General features: G+C 73.2%; 13 protein-coding genes. 11 read left to right on the top strand and 2 right to left on the bottom strand.

What is annotated here, in order from left to right; all coding sequences use genetic code 11:
- Positions 1-65 precede the first annotated feature (65 nt).
- Genes hutU through hutI form a run of 4 tightly spaced genes read left to right on the top strand, consistent with a single transcriptional unit; the run spans position 66 to position 5,606 of the window.
- Positions 66-1,730, top strand: coding sequence for a urocanate hydratase (gene hutU, locus E2B92_RS08010; protein ID WP_126888949.1), 1,665 nt, complete (start codon positions 66-68; stop codon positions 1,728-1,730).
- A gap of 56 nt (positions 1,731-1,786) precedes the next feature.
- Positions 1,787-2,977: an allantoate amidohydrolase gene (locus E2B92_RS08005; protein WP_126888952.1), complete on the top strand. Its 1,191-nt coding sequence runs from the start codon at positions 1,787-1,789 to the stop codon at positions 2,975-2,977.
- A complete protein-coding gene (locus E2B92_RS08000; RefSeq protein ID WP_185923774.1) occupies positions 2,968-4,341 on the top strand; it encodes a formimidoylglutamate deiminase in 1,374 nt (457 codons plus the stop codon). The genes E2B92_RS08005 and E2B92_RS08000 overlap by 10 nt, the downstream gene beginning before the upstream one ends.
- A 17-nt stretch (positions 4,342-4,358) precedes the next feature.
- Positions 4,359-5,606: an imidazolonepropionase gene (hutI, locus tag E2B92_RS07995; protein ID WP_126888950.1), complete on the top strand. Its 1,248-nt coding sequence runs from the start codon at positions 4,359-4,361 to the stop codon at positions 5,604-5,606.
- Positions 5,607-5,760: 154 nt separating this feature from the next.
- On the opposite strand, the gene E2B92_RS07990 is transcribed toward hutI, so the two are convergent.
- Both E2B92_RS07990 and E2B92_RS07985 read right to left on the bottom strand, forming a co-directional pair.
- The gene (locus tag E2B92_RS07990; RefSeq protein WP_126888951.1) at positions 5,761-6,624 is read right to left on the bottom strand and encodes an immunity 49 family protein; all 864 of its coding nucleotides are present in this window, start codon (positions 6,622-6,624) and stop codon (positions 5,761-5,763) included.
- Positions 6,621-9,644, bottom strand: coding sequence for a hypothetical protein (locus E2B92_RS07985; RefSeq protein WP_133087441.1), 3,024 nt, complete (start codon positions 9,642-9,644; stop codon positions 6,621-6,623). Before E2B92_RS07985 ends, E2B92_RS07990 begins: the two co-directional genes overlap by 4 nt.
- 110 nt (positions 9,645-9,754) lie before the next feature.
- Here E2B92_RS07985 and E2B92_RS07980 point away from each other — a divergent pair, with 110 nt between their 5' ends.
- From E2B92_RS07980 to E2B92_RS07950, 7 genes are all read left to right on the top strand, one after another.
- Positions 9,755-10,867, top strand: a complete 1,113-nt coding sequence (locus tag E2B92_RS07980; RefSeq protein ID WP_126889218.1) for a CapA family protein — start codon at positions 9,755-9,757, stop codon at positions 10,865-10,867.
- Positions 10,868-10,930: 63 nt separating this feature from the next.
- Positions 10,931-11,794 carry an LLM class F420-dependent oxidoreductase gene (locus E2B92_RS07975; RefSeq protein ID WP_126889219.1) on the top strand — a complete coding sequence of 288 codons (864 nt, stop codon included), beginning with the start codon at positions 10,931-10,933 and terminating at the stop codon, positions 11,792-11,794.
- A 121-nt stretch (positions 11,795-11,915) separates the two neighbouring features.
- Positions 11,916-13,514: an ABC-F family ATP-binding cassette domain-containing protein gene (locus tag E2B92_RS07970; protein ID WP_126889220.1), complete on the top strand. Its 1,599-nt coding sequence runs from the start codon at positions 11,916-11,918 to the stop codon at positions 13,512-13,514.
- 23 nt (positions 13,515-13,537) lie between these two features.
- A complete protein-coding gene (locus E2B92_RS07965; RefSeq protein WP_126889221.1) occupies positions 13,538-14,230 on the top strand; it encodes an aspartate/glutamate racemase family protein in 693 nt (230 codons plus the stop codon).
- Between the two features lie 239 nt (positions 14,231-14,469).
- Complete coding sequence (locus E2B92_RS07960; protein ID WP_133087440.1) at positions 14,470-15,555, top strand: GNAT family N-acetyltransferase; 1,086 nt, start codon at positions 14,470-14,472, stop codon at positions 15,553-15,555.
- 11 nt (positions 15,556-15,566) lie between these two features.
- Positions 15,567-16,793: a glycosyltransferase gene (locus tag E2B92_RS07955; RefSeq protein WP_133087439.1), complete on the top strand. Its 1,227-nt coding sequence runs from the start codon at positions 15,567-15,569 to the stop codon at positions 16,791-16,793.
- A complete protein-coding gene (locus tag E2B92_RS07950) occupies positions 16,790-17,587 on the top strand; it encodes a polysaccharide deacetylase family protein (protein WP_126889370.1) in 798 nt (265 codons plus the stop codon). The genes E2B92_RS07955 and E2B92_RS07950 overlap by 4 nt, the downstream gene beginning before the upstream one ends.
- Positions 17,588-17,611 lie beyond the last annotated feature (24 nt).

Raw genomic sequence — 17,611 nt, 5'->3', positions numbered from 1 at the left:
CGCCCGCCCCGCGACCCGCCCGCGATCGGTCACCCGATCCGCACCCATCCGAGGAGGCATCCCCCATGTCAGGACCCCGCCCCGTACGGGCCCCGCGCGGTACGGAACTGAGCGCCCTGGGATGGCAGCAGGAAGCCGCCCTGCGGATGCTCCAGAACAACCTCGACCCCGAGGTCGCCGAGCACCCCGACAAGCTCGTGGTCTACGGCGGCACCGGCAAGGCCGCCCGCGACTGGCGCTCCTTCGACGCCATGGTCCGCACCCTGAGGACCCTCAAGCAGGACGAGACGATGCTCGTCCAGTCCGGCCGCCCCGTCGGCGTCATGCAGACCCACGAGTGGGCGCCCCGCGTCCTGATCGCCAACTCCAACCTGGTCGGCGACTGGGCGAACTGGGAGGAGTTCCGCCGCCTGGAGCACCTCGGCCTGACCATGTACGGCCAGATGACGGCCGGCTCCTGGATCTACATCGGCACCCAGGGCATCCTCCAGGGCACGTACGAGACGTTCGCCGCCGTCGCCGCCAAGAAGTTCGACGGCACCCTCGCCGGGACGATCACCCTCACCGCCGGCCTCGGCGGCATGGGCGGCGCCCAGCCGCTCGCCGTGACCATGAACGACGGCGTCGCCATCTGCGTCGACTGCGACCCGCGCGCCATCGAGCGCCGCATCGAGCACCGGTACCTGGACGTCAGGGCCGACTCCCTGGAGCACGCCCTCCAGCTCGCGGTCGAGGCCCGCGACGCCCGCCGCCCGCTCTCCATCGGCCTCCTCGGCAACGCCGCCGAGCTGCTGCCGCGCATGCTGGCCGAGGGCGCGCCCATCGACATCGTCACCGACCAGACCTCCGCCCACGACCCGCTCTCCTACCTCCCCGTCGGCGTCGACTTCGACGACATGGCGTCGTACGCGGCCAAGGACCCGGCGGGCTTCACCACCCGCGCCCGGGAGTCGATGGCCCGGCACGTCGAGGCCATGGTCGGCTTCATGGACGCGGGCGCCGAGGTCTTCGACTACGGCAACTCCATCCGGGGCGAGGCGCAGCTCGCCGGCTACGACCGGGCGTTCGCCTTCCCCGGCTTCGTCCCCGCGTACATCCGCCCCCTGTTCTGCGAGGGCAAGGGCCCCTTCCGCTGGGCCGCCCTGTCCGGCGACGCCGCCGACATCCACAGGACCGACAAGGCGATCCTCGACCTCTTCCCCGAGAACGAGTCGCTCGCCCGCTGGATCAAGATGGCCGGCGAACGCGTCCACTTCCAGGGCCTGCCCGCCCGCATCTGCTGGCTCGGCTACGGCGAGCGCGACCGCGCCGGCGAACGCTTCAACGACATGGTCGCCTCCGGCGAGCTGTCCGCCCCCCTCGCCATCGGCCGCGACCACCTCGACTGCGGCTCCGTCGCCTCCCCCTACCGCGAGACCGAGGCCATGCTGGACGGCTCCGACGCCATCGCCGACTGGCCGCTCCTCAACGCCATGGTGAACGTCGCCTCCGGCGCCTCCTGGGTCTCCCTCCACCACGGCGGCGGCGTCGGCATGGGCCGCTCCATCCACGCCGGGCAGGTCACGGTCGCCGACGGCACCCCGCTCGCGGGCGAGAAGATCCGCCGCGTCCTCACCAACGACCCCGGCATGGGCGTCATCCGGCACGTCGACGCCGGCTACGACCGCGCCGAGTCGGTCGCCGACGAGCGCGGCGTCCGCGTCCCGATGCGGGAGGGTGACGAAGCGTGACCGGCACCACGGGCGCACACCCGCCCACCGGCGCACACCCGCCCTCCTTCCACGAGATGTGGGCCGAGCTCGCCCCCATCGGCCGCCACACCGGGAGCGGTGGCTACCGCCGCTACGCCTGGACCGGCGCCGACGCGGACTGCCGCACCTGGTTCCAGGAGCAGGCCGAGGCGCGCGGGCTCACCTACGAGACCGACCGCAACGGCAACCAGTGGGCCTGGCTCGGCGACCCCCTCGGCTCCGACGCCGTCGTCACCGGCTCCCACCTGGACTCCGTCCCGGACGGCGGCGCCTTCGACGGCCCGCTCGGCGTCGTCTCCTCCTTCGCCGCCCTCGATGAACTCCGCCGCCGGGGCGCCCGGTTGAGCCGGCCGCTGGCCATCACCAACTTCGGCGACGAGGAGGGCGCCCGCTTCGGCCTCGCCTGCGTCGGCTCCCGCCTCACGGCCGGGCAGCTCACGAAGACGGCCGCGTACGCACTGCGCGACGCCGACGGCATCACCCTCCCGCAGGCCATGGAGGCGGCCGGGTACGACCCGGAGGCCATCGGCCCGGACCCCGAGCGCCTGGCCCGGATCGGCGCGTTCGTCGAACTGCACGTCGAGCAGGGCCGCGCCCTGGACCTGACCGGCGACGCCGTCGGCATCGCCTCGGCCATCTGGCCGCACGGCCGCTGGCGGTACGACTTCCACGGCGAGGCCAACCACGCCGGCACCACCCGGCTGGCCGACCGGCGCGACCCGATGCTCACGTACGCCGAGACCGTCCTGGCGGCCCGCCGCGAGGCGGAACTCGCGGGCGCCGTCGCCACCTTCGGCAAGATCGCGGTCGAGCCCAACGGCGTCAACGCCATCCCCTCCCTCGTACGCGGCTGGCTCGACTCCCGGGCCGCCGACCAGGCGACGCTCGACACCGTCGTGTCGGGTATCGAGGCGGCCGCCCGGGAAGCGGCCGACCGCCAGGGCATCGACCTCACCGTCGTCCGGGAATCCTTCACCCCCGTCGTCGAGTTCGAGCACGCCCTGCGGGACGAGCTGGCCAAGATCCTCGGCGGCCAGGTACCGGTCCTCGGCACCGGCGCCGGACACGACGCGGGCATCCTGTCGGCCTCCGTCCCCACCGCCATGCTGTTCGTCCGCAACCCCACGGGCGTCTCCCACTCCCCGGCCGAGTACGCGGCCGAGGACGACTGCGCGGCCGGCGTCCATGCCCTCGCCGACGTACTGGAGGGCCTGGCGTGCCACTGACCTACTGGGCCGAACACGCCTGGCTCGGCACCCTCCCCCAAACTCTCGGCTCCGCTGGAGCAGGGGGGACCCCCGTCGAGCCCGGCGTGGCGCTCGACGTCTCCGACGGCCGCATCACCGCCGTACGCACCGGCGTCCTCACCCCGCCGCGCGGCGCCGTCACCCTGCGCGGCCTGACCCTCCCCGGCCTGGCCAACGCGCACAGCCACGCCTTCCACCGGGCCCTGCGCTCCACCGTCCAGGTCGGCTCCGGCACCTTCTGGACCTGGCGCGAGGTCATGTACCAGGTCGCCTCCCGCCTGACCCCCGACAGCTACTTCGCGCTCGCCCGGGCCGTGTACGCGGAGATGGCGCTCGCGGGCATCACGGCCGTCGGCGAGTTCCACTACCTGCACCACGCGCCCGGCGGCACCCCGTACGCCGACCCCAACGCCATGGGCGAGGCGCTCATCGCGGCGGCAGGCGAGGCGGGCATCCGCATCACGCTGCTCGACACGGCGTACCTGTCCTCCGGCTTCGGCGAGCCGCCCAACGAGCACCAGCGCAGGTTCTCCGACGGCACCGCCGAGGCGTGGGCCGAGCGCGCCTCCCTCCTCAAGGAGCGCGAGGGCGTACGCGTCGGCGCGGCCGTCCACTCCGTGCGCGCCGTCCCCGCCGAGCAGCTCTCCACGGTCGCCCAGTGGGCCACCGGCCGCCAGGCGCCCCTGCACGTCCACCTCTCCGAGCAGACGGCCGAGAACGACGCCTGCCTGGCCGCCCACGGCTGCACCCCCACCCGGCTGCTCGCCGACCACGGCGTGCTGGGCCCGCGCACCACGGGGGTGCACAACACCCACCTCACCGACGAGGACATCGCCCTGCTCGGCGGTACCGGCACCGGCACCTGCATGTGCCCGACGACCGAACGGGACCTCGCCGACGGCATCGGCCCGGCCGCCGCCCTCCAGCGCGCCGGCTCGCCCCTGTCGCTGGGCAGCGACAGCCACGCGGTGATCGACCTGCTGGAGGAGGCGCGGGCGATGGAGCTCGACGAGCGCCTCCGCTCCCGCACCCGGGGCCACTGGACGGCCGCCGCGCTCCTGCGCGCCGCCACCGCCGACGGTCACGCGGCCCTGGGCTGGCCCGGCGCCGGGCGCCTGGAGGCCGGGGCGCTCGCCGACTTCACGACGATCGCCCTCGACACGGTCAGGACAGCGGGACCGCTGCCGCGTCTGGGAGCTGAGACAGCGGTATTCGCCGCGTCGGCAGCGGATGTGCGCCATACGGTCGTGGGAGGCCGCCATGTCGTACGGGACGCGGCCCACTCCCTGATTCCCGACGTACCCCGAGCCCTCGCGGAGTCGATCGCCGCGCTGCACGGCTGAAGGAGAGATCGCGCACCATGAACAGCGGCAACGAGACGACGAACACCCCTCCGGCGACGGCCGCCCCCGCGACGGCGAACAACACCGTCGCGGCGACGGCCACCGTCATCACCAACATCGCCAGCCTGGTCACCAACGACCCCTCCCTCGGTGATGGATCCCCCCTCGGACTGATCCAGGACGCGGCAGTCGTCATCGACGGCGACCGCGTGGTCTGGATCGGTGAATCAAGCAAAGCACCCGCCACTGACAATCGTGTCGACGCGGGCGGCCGGGCCGTGATCCCCGGATTCGTCGACTCCCACTCCCACCTGGTCTTCGCGGGCGACCGCACCGCCGAGTTCAACGCCCGCATGTCCGGGCAGCCGTACGCCGCCGGCGGCATCCGCACCACCGTCGCCGCGACCCGCGCCGCCACCGACGAGGCGCTCGAGGCCAACCTCACCCGCTACCTGGGCGAGGCGCTCCGCCAGGGCACGACCACCTTCGAGACCAAGTCCGGCTACGGCCTCACCGTCGAGGACGAGGCCCGCGCGCTGCGGATCGCCTCACGCCACACCGACGAGGTCACCTACCTCGGCGCGCACATCGTCTCCCCCGACCACGCCGACGACCCGGCCGGTTACGTCGACCTCGTCACCGGCCCGATGCTGGACGCCTGCGCGCCGTACGCCCGCTGGATCGACGTGTTCTGCGAGAAGGGCGCCTTCGACGGCGACCAGGCGCGCGCGATCCTCACCGCCGGCAAGGCCCGGGGCCTGCACCCGCGCATCCACGCCAACCAGCTCTCGTACGGCCCCGGCGTCCAGCTCGCGGTCGAACTCGACGCCGCGTCCGCCGACCACTGCACGCACCTGACGCAGGCCGACGTGGACGCCCTGGCGAGCGGCGACACGGTCGCCACGCTCCTGCCGGGCGCCGAGTTCTCCACCCGCGCCGAATGGCCGGACGCCCGCCGCCTGCTCGACGCGGGCGTCACGGTGGCCCTCTCCACGGACTGCAACCCCGGCTCGTCGTTCACGTCCTCCGTGCCGTTCTGCATCGCGCTCGCCGTACGCGACATGGGGATGACCCCCGACGAGGCCCTCTGGTCCGCCACGGCCGGCGGCGCGGCCGCCCTGCGCCGCACCGACATCGGCCGCCTCACCCCCGGCGCCCGCGCCGACCTCACCCTCCTGGACGCCCCCTCCCACGTCCACCTCGCCTACCGCCCGGGCGTTCCCCTGGTGACGGGCGTCTGGCGCCGCGGCGAGCGGGTGCTCTGACACTTCCGGTGCCACGCGAAGCCCCCGGGGCGGGCCCGGGGGCTTCGGCGTGTCACCTGCGCCAACTGCCCTGGATCTCGGTGTCCCGGGCTCACACCTTCCGCGACCGCTCGCGGTGGGGCGGCCTCCCCTGTCACTTCCGAGCGGTGCTCGTTCAGGTGGCGAACTCCCCGACCCAGTCTCGGTTCAGGAGATGCACGGGGAGGTAATCCGAGGAAACGTCGATGGGGAAGCCGCCGTCGTATGCGAGGCACGTCATTGCGAGCGGCCCAATCGCCCACAGACCTCTGACGTCATGGGTGCGGTCCTCTGTCGCACTCCAATACGCCCGGTGCAGCTCAAGGGTCTCCACCAGAGCGGCGTTGAACCCATCGTGATCCCGCTTCACGAAGCGGTAGAAGAGGTTGATCGGCGGATAGGAGATCTGCTGCAACCAGTCACGCGGTGCGATCCGTACGGCATCCGGGAGGGACTGCCGGAACGCCAGGGTGAGCGCCTCCACCATGTCCCCCTGCCGGTGCGACCAGTACGCCTGCAAAGTTGCCACCCAGTGGTGGAGATACTCGTCGTGCTCCGTTCCTGACGCCCGGAGGCGTTCCAGGGGAACATCGCACAACTCGGTCATCCGCTGCTGGTCACGGCAGATGACGGCGTACCAGAAAGCTTCGAGCCAGTTGGGCGCGTTGGCGAACTTCCGTGGCCCCATGGCCGGAAGACGCCGCATCTCATGGTGGATCCGGCATTCCAGCACGCCTTCGGACACGCCGGTGACCCGGAATATGGCCGAGCCGACCTGCATCGTGTCGACCACGGCTTCCCAGGTGTCAATGCCCGATCCCCGCGGGTCAACGGCCGCGCGAGCGGCCACGCTCAACCTGACGGAGTTCCACAAAGCGTCGATCATGTGCGGCGAGGACTCCAGCGACTCGATTTTCTCGATCGCCTTGGTCCCCAGATACTCCGCGTAGCCCTCGTCGTCAGACCCGGCAGTGCCATGGCGGGGGACTGAAACGGTCACTCGGGCTCCCTGATGTCAAATTTCTGCTTCGTGTACCCAGTGTACGTACCGGTGTTGTCCTGTCCCCTGACGCATACATAGTCGAGCCGCCCCTCGCTGAGGGCTGTCTCAAGCTGCTCGGCAAGGTCTGCGTCACTCCTGTATCGCACGTCGCGACCTCTGATCTTCATCTGCTCGATGATGTCGAGGAAGTAGGGACGCGAGCCCTGCGAGTGTCGTACACCGTTGATTGTTCTGTCCCCGAGCGGTGTCTTGACATGACTCTTCGCCTCTATGACGACGTATCGGTTTCCATGTCGCCATACTTGATCGAACTGGTCCTTACCGTTTGCCGGGCCATGGAGATCGAGTTCGATCGCACCTGGATAGGTGTCGGGGACCATGTGCTTGCGTGCAACAGCCTCACCATAGGCCTCACTCGCTTCCGTGTATCGGGCATGCGGGCCTCTGTGCTCGGCGGCGGCTTCGTCGAGCGCGGTCTTCAGCTCATCCGTCGGGTTGGTCTTGTATGCCTTTCGGGCCTCACCATGTGCATCGTGGTACGGCTTGTCATCAGCGATGGCCTTATGGCGTGCATCGGCCAATTCATGGAGTTCAGCCAGAGCGCGCGGTGGAACCAACTTGGGCTCCACCTCAATGGGCTTCGGATCGAGGTAGTCGGGAGGAAGCGGCGGCGCAAGCTCCGACTTTGCAACGTACGTATGGTCGGGGAGCCGGATGAGCTGCGGTGGAACCAGGCCGGATTCGTCTGGAAGAACCCGGAGGCGATAACCGTTGATCCGGTAGTGCTCTCTTCGGTAGACCAGGTCGTTGTTCGCCCGCCACACCTGGTAGTCCTTGATGGCCAGACGTTCGGCATCGGAGTACTTGCGCGCGTCTTCTTTGTACGCGGGTACAGGGGGGCCGTCTGATCCGTCAGCGGCCCTGCCCGGCGAGGGCGGGGCGTCACCGGCGTGTGCGGCGTCCGCCGCACTCCGTGCCGCCTCGTCGAGGTCGCCCAGATCCGGAATGTCAGGGTGGGTGGCGAGGGCATCATCGACAGCGCCGCCGGGCAGTCCGTTCCCAGTCGTGTGGCCTCTGAGTGGGGTCTGGTCGCTGCCCCGGCCCGCTCCAGAGGCTTCCGAGCGGCCGGGGGCGGCGCCGCCGCCAAGCTGTCCGCCGGACGGGGCGTTGCCCGAGCCCGCGGCGTTGCCATGAGGGCGGTCACCACCCCCCGACGTGCCGTCCAGACTGTTCGCCGGCATCCGGCCCCCCGCGCCGCCACCTGGCAGGTCGCTACCCGCCCGAGCCGTGTGGCCCTGCGGTGCCTCCCGGTGAGCCCCCCGCACGTCGTCCCCGGCGCGGCCCACGTCCCCGGGCGTGCCGTCCGGGGTGTGGCCCGGCCGGGGTGTGTCGTCCGGGGCTGTGGCGCCCGCGGTGACCAGGGCGGGTTGGCGGGCAGGGGTGCCGACGCGGCGGGTGTCCGCGGCGGCGGCCGGGGGGTGTTCCGGCGTCGCGTCCTTGGCGTGCTGGAGCAGCGTGCCGTCCGCGTCGTACAGGTTGCCCCCGGGGTCGAGGTAGACGGTGTCGCCGGCCGCGTCGGTGTGTTTGACCGTGCCTTCGGGCAGCGCGATGGTGCCGTCGGTGACCTTGAGGGTGCCCTCCGGGACGGGGGTCGCGCCGGGTGGGGCCGGGGTGCCGGCGGGGAGGCGGACCATGCCGTCGCCGAAGTCGATGGAGCCCGGCGGGACCGGGGTGCCGTCCGGGAGACGGACCGTGTCACGGGGGAGCTCGACGACACCCGGCGGGAGCGCCGCGCCGTCGGGGAGGCGCAGGGTGCCGTCGGGCAGGAGCGAGGCGCCGGTGGGCAGCTCGACCATGCCGGGCGGGAGGCTGACATCGACGTGGCCCATGCCTCGCAGGCCCCCCATGACATCGCCGATCCTGGACAGGCTCGCGGCGGCGCCCTTGAAGAGGTACGTCGCCGGGTCGAGTGCCCGCCCCGCCCTGCCGGCGAGGGAAAGGGCCTTGGCGGCCGTGCCCGCCCTGCCCGCGCCCGACACCGCGCCTCCGGCACCGGCCGTGAAGACGGTGCTGAGCGCGTTGAAGGTGACCGCGCCGCCCGCCCGGGCGGGGTTCTCGCCCCACTGGTCCCAGGCCACGAACGCCTTGCCCGCCTCCTTCATCGCCGTACGCGAGTCCCGCAGCCAGGCCGGGAGTTCCTCGTCCGGCACCGAGGCGTACAGGGAGCCCGCGACCGGGGTCACGCTGATCGCCACACCCGTGGCGACCATGCCCAGGCCCTTCCACGCCTGTCCCGCCTCGTCCCAGCCGTGGACGCCGACGAGGGTGCCGAGGCTGCTGACCGTGGCCCACACGCCGTCGACGAAGAAGCCCTCGAAGAAGTCGCCGGCGTGTTCCCACACCTGCCACCCCGGGGTGGATTCGGCCACCGCGTCGCCCCACGGCAGGCTCTCGGCCTGTTTGAGCGTCTCGGCGTCGTAGCCGTACATGCCCGGCTGGTGGGAGCCGTCGTCGGTGGCGAGAGGAGTGCTGCCGTCGACCAGGGCGACGATCGTGTTGTAGCAGGCCCTTTCCGCGGCCTGGAACCGGGTCCAGACCTCGGCGATCCGGTTCCGGCGGTCGAGGTTCTCCTCGATCAGGTCGCCGTCCTCGCGCCAGGTGTCGTCACCGGCGATCCGGTCACGGAAGTTCGCGGCGTCGAGCCGCAGTTCGTCCAGTGCGGCCACCAGGGGACGGATGTCGTCGGCGTACGTGCCGAGGGCGCCCGCGATGACGCACAGGTCGGAGCCGACCTCAAGGGCCTTGTCCTGGACCGGTTTGGTCGTGGCGAAGAGGTGCTCCGCCTCCGGCGCCCTGTAGAAGGCCCGCAGTCCGCCGAAGGAGGTGTGGACGTCCCCGGCGGCCGTGGAGATTCCGGTGCCCGCGCCGGACAGGGCCTTCACCTTGGCGGCGAGTTCCGCCTCGTCGCCGGTGAAGACCGGGACTTCCGCCGGGTCGACCGGTGCGTCGCTGCTCAACTCGTCGTTCCCCCGAGACGGACGAATGGATCATGTGTGCGACATGACTATCAAGTCCGTCGTCACGGGTGCAATCAGCAATCGCGCCAGTCCCGGCCTAACCTGGAACCATGACCGCCGGTGCGGTGACGCTGTTCCTCTGCGGTGACGTGATGCTCGGCCGCGGGGTGGACCAGATCCTGCCCCGGCCCGGGGCGCCCGCCCTCAAGGAGTCCTACATCCGGGATGCCCGGGCGTACGTCGAGCTCGCCGAGGCGGCGAACGGGCCGGTTCCGTGGCCCGTCCCGCCCGCGTGGCCGTGGGGGGACGCCCTGCGGGTGCTGGACGGGGCGGCTGTGGACGTGCGGGTGGTGAACCTGGAGACGAGCGTCACCGGAGACGGGGAGTTCGCGCCCGGGAAGGAGGTGCACTACCGGATGCACCCCGGGAACGTGCCGTGTCTGGCCGCCGCCCGGCCCGATGTGTGCGTGCTGGCCAACAACCACGTGCTGGACTTCGGCCGCCGCGGGCTGGAGGACACGCTCGACGTCCTCGCCGGCGCCGGGCTGCGGGTTGCCGGCGCGGGGCGGGACGCGGAGGAGGCGTGGCGGCCCGCGGTGGTCGACGTGGACGGCCGCCACCGGGTCGTGGTCGTCGCCTTCGGGACGGAGTCCAGCGGCATCCCGCCCGACTGGGCCGCCACCCGGGACCGGCCCGGTGTCGCCTTCGTGCCGGAGCCCACGTACGAGGCGGCGGCCGCCATCACCGGCCGGGTACGGGAGGCCGTGCGGCCCGGCGACGTGGTGGTCGCCAGCGTCCACTGGGGCTCCAACTGGGGGTACGCCGTGGGGCGCGAGCAGGTCCGGTTCGCGCACGCGCTGGTCGACGGCGGCGTGGACGTCGTGCACGGGCACTCCTCGCACCACCCCCGCCCCCTGGAGCCGTACCGGGGCGGGCTGGTGCTCTACGGCTGCGGCGACTTCATCGACGACTACGAGGGCATCACCGGCTACGAGCAGTTCCGGGACGACCTCCGGCCGCTGTACCTGGTGACGGTGGAGCCCGGCTCCGACCGGCCGCCCGCCGTGCGGATCGTCCCCCTCCAGGCTTGGCGCATGAGCCTGCGCCACGCGTCCCGCGAGGACGGCGAGTGGCTGCGGGCCACCCTGGACCGCGTCAGCCGGGGCTTCGGCGCGCGTGTCGGCCTCGATCCCGACGGCACCCTCGTCGTAAAATCCCGCTGATCCCCACACACGCACAGCCTGCCGGCCCCCGGCAGGCTGTTTTCGTCTGCCCTGGAGGCGTTCATGAAGCTCGGTCTCACCTGCCCCCGGTTCGTCTGGCCCGGCGGCGACGCCGCCATCGCGGCGCGGTTCGCGGACGTCGCGCGCGGCGCGGAGGAGGCCGGGCTGGACAGTTTCTGGGTGATGGACCACCTCTTCCAGATACCGAACTTCGGTGCCGCCGAGGACCCCATGCTGGAGGCGTACAGCGCCCTGTCCTACGCGGCCGCCCTCACCCGTCGCGTCACTCTGGGAACGCTCGTCACGTGTGTCACGTACCGTCAGCCCGGGCTGCTGCTGAAGCAGGTGACCACCCTGGACGTGCTGTCCGGCGGGCGGGCGGTGCTCGGGATCGGGGCCGAGTTCCACGAGGAGGAGCACCGGGGGCTCGGGTTCCGGCTGCCGCCGGTCGCCGAGCGGTTCGAGCGGCTGGAGGAGACGCTCAGGATCGCCAAGCGGATGTGGACCGCCGAGGACACCCCGTACGAGGGGCGGCACTACCGTCTGGCCCGTACCCTCAACTCCCCCCAGGCCCTCTCCCGGCCGCACCCGCCCATCCTCATCGGCGGCAGCGGCGAGAAGAAGACGCTGCGGCTGGTCGCCCGCTACGGCGACGCCTGCAACCTCTTCCTCGGTGCCGACGTCACCCGCAAGCTGGGGGTGCTCCGGGCGCACTGCGAGGCGGAGGGGCGGCCCTACGAGGCGATCGAGAAGACGCTCCACATGCGGGTGCCCGAAGGGCAGTCCGTGGGGGAGAGCGTCCAGCGCTGCGGGGAACTCGCCGGGCAGGGCATCGACCACGTCATCGTCGCCATGCCCGACCCCTCCACGGACGCCTCCCTCAGCCACCTGGCCGAGCTCGCCCGGCAGGTGCGGAGCGCTTATTGAGATGCGGCCGGCGGCGGGCTCGTCGTACCCTCGTCGGCATGTCTATGCCCCGGATCTCCTAGCTCAGGACACACGCCCCACGCCACCCGTGTGTCCTTCTGCTGATCCGGAGCGTCAACTCATGCTTACCGTTCGTGGTGCCGACGTGCGCGTCGGCGCCCGGCTGCTGCTGGCCGGCATCTCCTTCCACATCGCGCCCGGCGACCGTATCGGCCTGGTCGGCCGCAACGGCGCCGGCAAGTCCACCCTCATGAAGGTCCTGGCGGGCCGGGAGCGCCCGGCCGCCGGGGACGTGGTCGTCACCGGCTCGGTCGGCCACCTCGCCCAGGACCCGCGCGCCGCCGACCCCGCCACGACCGTCACCGACCGCATCCTGTCCGCCCGGGGGCTGGACCGGGCGGTGCGGGACCTGCGTGCCGCCGAAGCCGCCCTGGCCCAGGCCCCGGCCAAGGGCCTGGACCGTGCCATGGCGGCCTACGCCCGCGCCGAGGCGGAGTTCCAGGCGCGCGGCGGGTACGCCGCCGAGGCCGAGGCCGCCCGGGTCGCCGCCGGGCTCGGGCTGCCCGGCCGGGTGCTGGACCAGCCGGTCGGCGAGCTGTCCGGCGGCCAGCGGCGCAGGGTGGAGCTGGCCCGCATCCTGTTCTCCCGCCACGACACCCTGCTGCTCGACGAGCCGACGAACCACCTCGACGCCGACTCCGTCGGCTGGCTGCGCGACTTCCTCACCGGTCACCCCGGCGGGCTCGTCCTGATCAGCCACGACACCGACCTGCTCGCCGCCACCGTCAACCGGGTCTTCCACCTCGACCCCCACCGCGCCACCCTCGACGTGCACAACACCGACTGGCGGGCCTACCTCGACCAGCGCGCCGCCGACGAGCGCCGCCGCGCCCGCGAGCGGGCCAACGCCGAGCGGAAGGCGGCCGCCCTGCGCACGCAGGCCGACCGGATGCGCGCCCACGTCGCCACCGCCACCGCCGCCAAGAACATGGCGCGCCGGGCCGACAGGATGCTGGCCGGCCTGGAGCCCGCCCGGCGCACCGGCAAGGTGGCCCGCATCCGGCTGCCCGAGCCGGCGCCCTGCGGCCGGATGCCGCTCGGCGCGGTGTCCCTGACCAAGGCGTACGGCTCCCACCAGGTCCTCACCGGGGTGGACCTGGCCGTCGACCGGGGCAGCCGCCTGGTGGTCCTCGGCCACAACGGCGCGGGCAAGTCCACGCTCATGAAGATCCTCGCGGGCCGGGAGGAGCCCGACGCGGGCCGGGTGGTGCGCGGCCACGGGCTGCGCCTCGGCTACTTCGACCAGGAGCACGGCACCCTGGACGCCGCCCGCTCGGTCCGCGACAACCTGGCGTCCGCCGCACCGCACCTGACGGACGGTGAGGTGCGCCGGGTGCTCGGCGCCTTCCTGTTCGGCGGCGACGACGCGGACAAGCCGGCCGGGGTCCTCTCGGGCGGCGAGAGGACCCGCCTCGCCCTCGCCCGCCTGGTCCACTCGGGCGCCAACGTCCTCCTCCTGGACGAGCCGACCAACAACCTCGACCCCGCCTCCCGCGACGAGGTCCTCGCGGCCGTCTCCGCCTACCCGGGTGCCCTCGTGATGGTCACCCACGACGCCGGTGCCGTGGAGGCGCTGCGCCCGGAGCGGGTGCTGCTGCTCCCCGACGGTGACGAGGACCTGTGGAGCGCCGACTACGCCGAGCTGGTCGCCATGGAGTGAGACGATCATGGCAACCTGGCCCGATGAGAACCATCGGACTGATCGGCGGCATGAGCTGGGAATCCAGCGCCGAGTACTACCGGCTGCTCAACGAGCTGGTGCGCGAGCGCCTCGGCGGGCTGCACTCCGCGCGGTGCATCCTGCACTCCGTCGACTTCGCGGAGATCGAGCGCCTCCAGGTCTCCGGTGAGTGGGAACAGGCCGGGGAGGTGCTCGCCGAGGCCGCCCGGGGGCTGGCGGCGGCGGGCGCGGACCTGTTGCTGATCTGTACGAACACGATGCACAAGGTGGCCGGGCAGGTGGAGAGCGCCGTGCCCGTGCCGCTGCTGCACCTCGGGGACGCCACCGCCGAAGCGGTACGGGCGGCGGGGCTGAGGACGGTGGGGCTGCTGGGCACGGCGTTCACCATGGAGCAGACCTTCTACCGCGACCGGCTCGCCGAGCACGGGCTGACCGTGCTGGTCCCCGAGGCGGAGGGGCGGGCGGAGGTGCACCGGATCATCTACGAGGAGCTGTGCCTGGGCCTCGTGAAGGACGCCTCCCGCGCCGCGTACCAGCGGGTCATCGACCAGCTCGTCGCGGACGGCGCGGAGGGCGTCGTGCTGGGCTGCACGGAGATCGAGCTGCTGATCGGGCAGGAGCACAGCCCGGTGCCGGTCTTCCCGACGACCCGCCTGCACGCCGAGGCCGCCGTCACGGCCGCACTCGCCCCGTGACGGCGGCGGACGGCCGCCTCGCGCCGTGACGGCGGCGGACGGCCGCACTCGCCCCGTGACGGCGGCGGACGGCCGCACTCGGCGCACCGATCGCCCCTTTGGTCACGTGATCACCACACTTCCCACTCCTTCACGGATCGGTCACAAGATGGGCGACTAGCCCTGTCACGGCGGGTTTTCGCCCGGTACCGTCCTTTACCGGCACGACACAGGGGGAGACCGGGGGCCGGGGGGCGCAGGTGAGTGCTGTACGCACGCATGTCGTGAAGCCGGGGGAGCTGGACCAGGAGCAGCGCGACGTCTGGCGCGAACTGCGCGCCAAGTCCGGCGCCCCCGCGAACCCGTTCATGGAGCCCGAGTTCACCCTCGCCGTGGGGCGCGTACGGCCACGGGCGCGGGTGGCCGTGCTCCGGGAGGGCGACGGGACCGCGGGGTTCCTCCCGTACGAGGAGGGGCCCCTGGGGCACGGCCGGGCCATCGGGCTCGGCGTGTCCGACTGCCAGGGGGCGGTGCTGCGCCCGGGACTCGGGCTCACCGCCCGGGACCTGCTGCGCGGCTGCGGGCTGACCGTCTGGGAGTTCGACAACCTCGAGGCCGGGCAGACGCTGTTCACCGCCGGCGCCGCCGGGGAGTCCGCCTCGCCCGTGATCGACGTGGGCGAGGGGTACGCCGCGTACGAGGCACGCCTGCGCGTCCGGTCGCCGAAGTTTCTCAGGACCACCCTCGCCAAGGAGCGGCGCCTCGGCCGCCGCGCGGGCGACGTGCGGTTCGTGTTCGACGAGCGGGACCCCGGGGCGCTGCGCACGCTCATGGCGTGGAAGTCGGACCAGTACCGCCGCACGGGCCGCCGCGACCGGTTCGCCCAGGAGTGGATCAGCGCGCTGGTGCGGGACCTGCACACCACCCGCGCGCCGGGCTGCTCCGGCGTCCTGTCCGTCCTGTACGCCGCCGGTCGCCCCGTCGCCGCGCACTTCGGGCTGCGCTCCCGCACCGTGCTGTCCTGCTGGTTCCCGGCGTACGACCCCGCGTACGCCACCTACTCGCCGGGCCTGGTCCTGCACCTGCGCATGGCCGAGGCGGCCGCGGCGGCGGGCATCGGGACGCTCGACCTCGGCCGGGGCGCGGCCGAGTACAAGGACGCCCTCAAGACGGGCGAACTGCGGGTGTACGAGGGCGCCTCCGTCCGGCCGGGAGTGCGGGCCGGGCTCCACTGGCTGAGCCGCGAGCCCGCCCGCCGCGCCCACCACTACGTCCGCGACCGGCCCCGGCTCGCACGGCTCGCCCGGCGGACGCTCACCCGGGCCGGCCGGCTCCGCCGCCGCTGAAGGAGGCCCTCATGCCCATCGCCGTCGCCGACATCGACCTGGACGGGCTGGACGGGGACGTCCTGTCCTTCCGGTGCGCGGACGACCCGCACGGCCCGGTCCACGCCCTCGTACGGCTCCGGGGCCGCCCCCTGGGCACCGTCCTCGGCCACGTCCCGCCCGGCGCCGACCCGGCCCGCACCGTCGCCGCGCTCGCCCGCCGGCGGCTCGCGGACCACCCCGAGCCACCGCCCGAGACCTACCGCGACCTGCCGCGCACCACCGTCGTCGTCGCCACCCGCGAACGCGCCGGGCAGCTCGCCCGCGCCCTGGACTCGCTGCTCGCCCAGGACCACCCCGACTACGGGATCGTCGTCGTCGACAACGCGCCCCGCACGGGCGCCACCAGGGAGCTCGTCCGGCGCGCGTACCCGGCCGTGCGGTACGTCCGCGAGGACGTGCCCGGCCTCGCCGCCGCCCACAACACGGGCGTCGCCGCCGCCGACGGCGCCGTCCTCGCCTTCACCGACGACGACGTGGTCGCCGACCCGCACTGGCTCACCGCCCTCACCGGGCCGTTCGCCGACGACCCGCGCATCGGCTGCGTCACCGGGCTGATCCTGCCCGCCCAACTGCGCACCCCCGCCCAGATCCTGCTGGAGAGCCACGGCGGCTTCGCCAAGGGCTTCACCGCCCGCACCTATGACCCGGCCCGCCCGCCCGCCGACCAGCCGCTGTTCCCCTTCACCGCCGGCAGCTTCGGCTCCGGCGCCAACATGGCGTTCCGCGCCACCGCCCTCAAGGGCGTGGGTGGCTTCGACCCGGCCACCGGCACCGGCACGCCCGCCAGGGGCGGCGACGACCTGTACGCCTTCGTCGCCGTCCTCGCCGCCGGGCACCGCCTGCACTACACGCCCGACGCCCTCGTCCGGCACCACCACCGCGAGACCTGGCAGGACCTGCGCGACCAGGCGTACGGCTACGGCGCCGGCCTCACCGCGTACCTCACCGCCCTCGCCGTCCGCCGCCCCGCGCTGCTGCCGGCGCTCCTGGCCCGTCTGCCGCGCGGGCTCGCCCACGCCCGGGCGATGACCGCCGCACGGGGCGGCACCACCACCACCGCCGCACCCGGCGAGCACGGCGGCCAGGGCCACCCCTGGCCGCGCAGCCTCTCGCGACTGGAACGGCGCGGAATGCTCTACGGGCCGCTCGGGTACGCCCGGGCCCGGCTGCGCACCGGACGACTGGAGGCGAGATGAGACCCCGGATACCGGTCCTGCTGTACCACGCCGTGATGGACGACCCACCGCCGTGGATCGCCGAGTTCACCGTCACGCCGAGGGAGTTCGCGCGGCAGCTCGACGCGGTCGTGGCGAGCGGCCGCACGGCCGTTCCCCTCTCCGCGCTCGCCCGCCACCTGGCGGGGAAGGGCGGCCTGCCGCCCCGGCCCGTGGTGCTGACCTTCGACGACGGCTTCGCCGACCTGCCCGGCCCCACCGCCGAGGCGCTCGCCGCCCGCGACCTGCCCGCCACCGCCTACCTGACCACCGGGGCGATCACGCCGGGCCGCGCCAGCCTCCTGCCGCCCGCGCCGATGATGGACCTGGCCGAGGCGCCGCTGCTGGAGCAGTACGGGATGGAGGTCGGCGCCCACACGGTCACCCACCCGCAGCTCGACACGCTGAACCCCCGCGAGCTCCGGCGCGAACTGCGCGACTGCAAGGCGGTCCTGGAGGACGTCCTCAACCACGAGGTGGCGCACCTCGCCTATCCGCACGGGTACAACAGCCCGGCGGTGCGCCGGGCGGCGCGCGACACCGGGTACGCCTCCGCCGTCGCGGTGCGGCACGCGCTCAGCTCGGATGCGGACGACGCGTACCGCATCGCCCGGCTGATCGTGCGCCGCACCCACACCGTCGCCGACGTCGAGGGGTGGATGGCCGGGCGGGGCGCGAGGACCGCGCCGTACCCGGACTCCCCGGCGACGGTCGGCTGGCGGCTGTACCGCCGGACCAGGGCGCTGGTCCGGGGGAGGGCCGAGTTCGCGGGCTGAGTCCGCGCGCCGAGTCCGCGCGAC

The sequence above is a fragment of the Streptomyces sp. WAC05374 genome (genome assembly GCF_004353505.1).
GTDB lineage: Bacteria > Actinomycetota > Actinomycetes > Streptomycetales > Streptomycetaceae > Streptomyces.
Note: the sequence above shows the minus strand (reverse complement) of the source record. Positions and strands in the feature narration are given on the sequence as shown.

Excerpts from the sequence above, each read along its gene's own strand:
- E2B92_RS07980 (WP_126889218.1), top strand. The coding sequence starts at position 9,755 with ATGACCGCCGGTGCGGTGACGCTGTTCCTCTGCGGTGACGTGATGCTC.
- hutI (WP_126888950.1), top strand. The coding sequence starts at position 4,359 with ATGAACAGCGGCAACGAGACGACGAACACCCCTCCGGCGACGGCCGCC.
- E2B92_RS07955 (WP_133087439.1), top strand. The coding sequence starts at position 15,567 with ATGCCCATCGCCGTCGCCGACATCGACCTGGACGGGCTGGACGGGGAC.
- E2B92_RS07975 (WP_126889219.1), top strand. The coding sequence starts at position 10,931 with ATGAAGCTCGGTCTCACCTGCCCCCGGTTCGTCTGGCCCGGCGGCGAC.
- E2B92_RS07950 (WP_126889370.1), top strand. The coding sequence starts at position 16,790 with ATGAGACCCCGGATACCGGTCCTGCTGTACCACGCCGTGATGGACGAC.
- hutU (WP_126888949.1), top strand. The coding sequence starts at position 66 with ATGTCAGGACCCCGCCCCGTACGGGCCCCGCGCGGTACGGAACTGAGC.
- E2B92_RS07965 (WP_126889221.1), top strand. The coding sequence starts at position 13,538 with ATGAGAACCATCGGACTGATCGGCGGCATGAGCTGGGAATCCAGCGCC.
- E2B92_RS07970 (WP_126889220.1), top strand. The coding sequence starts at position 11,916 with ATGCTTACCGTTCGTGGTGCCGACGTGCGCGTCGGCGCCCGGCTGCTG.
- E2B92_RS08005 (WP_126888952.1), top strand. The coding sequence starts at position 1,787 with ATGTGGGCCGAGCTCGCCCCCATCGGCCGCCACACCGGGAGCGGTGGC.